Below are 1,668 nucleotides of genomic sequence, written 5' to 3'. Positions count from 1 at the left end.
AGGCGTGGTTCTGCGATCCGCAGGCACCGTGGCAAAAGGGTTCAGTCGAGAATCTGAACAAGCGCGCAAGGCGATATTTACCACGGGACGCGCCTGTGGCCGCACTCTCAAATCGAGATATGAAGTCGATTTGCGACCGCTTGAACGGCACACCCAGAAAGTGCCTGGGATGGCGCACACCAACTGAGGCCTTCAGCGAAGAACTGATGAAACTGAGATAACGGAACAAGTCGCAACGTGTCTTGAGATTCCAGCGCAAAGTTAGAATGCCCCACATCTGCAAAGTAGTATCCGTGTTGATCAAGTCCTGTTTTCTGTCCAGCTCCGGCCGTATCTCAGAAGCGCGTTTGCAACAACGATGAGCCTTCGCATAATAGCAGTCAGCGCGACTTTCGGAGGCTTTCCAGCTTTCACCATTTGATCGTATTTTTGCTTTGAACTGAGATTATGACGGATGGTGCAAAGTGCTGGCATGTACAATGCTCGACGGACGAATGCGCGGCCTCCTCTGATCCGTTCCTTGCCTTGCCATCGACCTGACTGCCGCGATATTGGTGCCAACCCGGCCAGACATGCGGCTTGCTTTCCGTTCATCGTGCCCAGTTCGGGCATTTCGATCAGCATCGCCGAGGCTGTGATGTCCGAGATGCCTGGAATGCTCTTGAGTATATTAAGTTTTTCGACAAGCTGCGCATTCGCAGAAATGGCTTCTTTGATGGCACCATCTAACTGTTTAAGGTGCCTTTCCACTTGGGCCAACCGCTCATTTAACTGACGCTTGATAAGCGTCTGCATCGTTGTCGGCATTCTCGTTTTGACCGCCACACGGTCTTTGATAAGACCGCGACGCGCGTTCGTCAAATCTTTGAGAACACTCATATTTTCTGACTTTGGGCTTTGCGATTCAAGCTGCAAAACTGAACCCATTCTGGCCAGAACCTCGGCATCGACTCTATCAGTTTTTGCAATCTTTCCGGTCGCTTCGGCAAATCGGCGCGCTTGGCAGGGATTCACCTTGGAATATGGTAAACTTGCCTCTGATAAGCCAGTTTCCAGTTTGCTATGATAGCATCCTGACGCTTCGAACACCGTCAGTGCATGTCTATCGTTAAGCCACCCAATCAAACACCTGAGACCATCTGCATCGTTATCGAACTGCCGATGTTCCATGAGCTCCAAGTCAAAGATGTCCAATTTGTCTTTTGAGACATCAATCCCGATGGTATTGTTCATCTGTCTTTTCCTCACCTTGTCTTGTCATGCGGGCCTATTGCCCCTGTATCCGTTCAGGTCATTGGAAAAGACGGAGGCGATCATACTACTTTTCGGTCCTTACTTAACCCGAAGTGTTTCGATCCGACCTCCGCCGCTGACCGGCATATATGAGGTGCCGGGCAGCGACTCCCTTATCGCACGGGAACCATGCCTCAGCCTAAGACAAGAAGTGTCACACTTCCCTGTTTTGGCAGGATTGGAGTGTGGCGGTGGGATTGGTTGTTATGAGCGAACGCGAGCTGAACCGCATTGAGGTATTGAGCCAAGTGACGCAAGGCCGGATGACGGCTGTGACAGCTGCGAACGTGTTGGGACTGAGCCGACGGCAAGTGCATCGGCTGTTGAAGGATTTCCGGACCAAAGGCCCTGCAGCGATCCGGCACAAGGCGCGCG

General features: G+C 52.0%; 3 protein-coding genes. 2 read left to right on the top strand and 1 reads right to left on the bottom strand.

Going from position 1 to position 1,668, the window contains the following annotated elements; all coding sequences use genetic code 11:
- On the top strand, positions 1–221 hold a 221-nt coding region (locus FQ320_RS26230), incomplete at its 5' end, for an IS30 family transposase (protein WP_148475991.1).
- Positions 222–300: 79 nt separating this feature from the next.
- Here FQ320_RS26230 and FQ320_RS25150 read toward each other — a convergent pair.
- Positions 301–1,233 carry an IS110 family transposase gene (locus FQ320_RS25150; protein ID WP_148475990.1) on the bottom strand — a complete coding sequence of 311 codons (933 nt, stop codon included), beginning with the start codon at positions 1,231–1,233 and terminating at the stop codon, positions 301–303.
- Positions 1,234–1,499: 266 nt separating this feature from the next.
- On the opposite strand from FQ320_RS25150, the gene FQ320_RS25145 reads away from it, so the two are divergent.
- A partial coding sequence (locus tag FQ320_RS25145) for a helix-turn-helix domain-containing protein (RefSeq protein ID WP_222861731.1) occupies positions 1,500–1,668 on the top strand: 169 nt, incomplete at its 3' end.

It is taken from the genome of Oceaniovalibus sp. ACAM 378, assembly GCF_008085915.1.
Lineage (GTDB): Bacteria > Pseudomonadota > Alphaproteobacteria > Rhodobacterales > Rhodobacteraceae > Oceaniglobus.
Note: the sequence above shows the minus strand (reverse complement) of the source record. Positions and strands in the feature narration are given on the sequence as shown.

Bases quoted from the DNA above. Each gene is read 5' to 3' on its own strand.
- FQ320_RS25150 (WP_148475990.1), bottom strand. From the start codon at position 1,233: ATGAACAATACCATCGGGATTGATGTCTCAAAAGACAAATTGGACATC.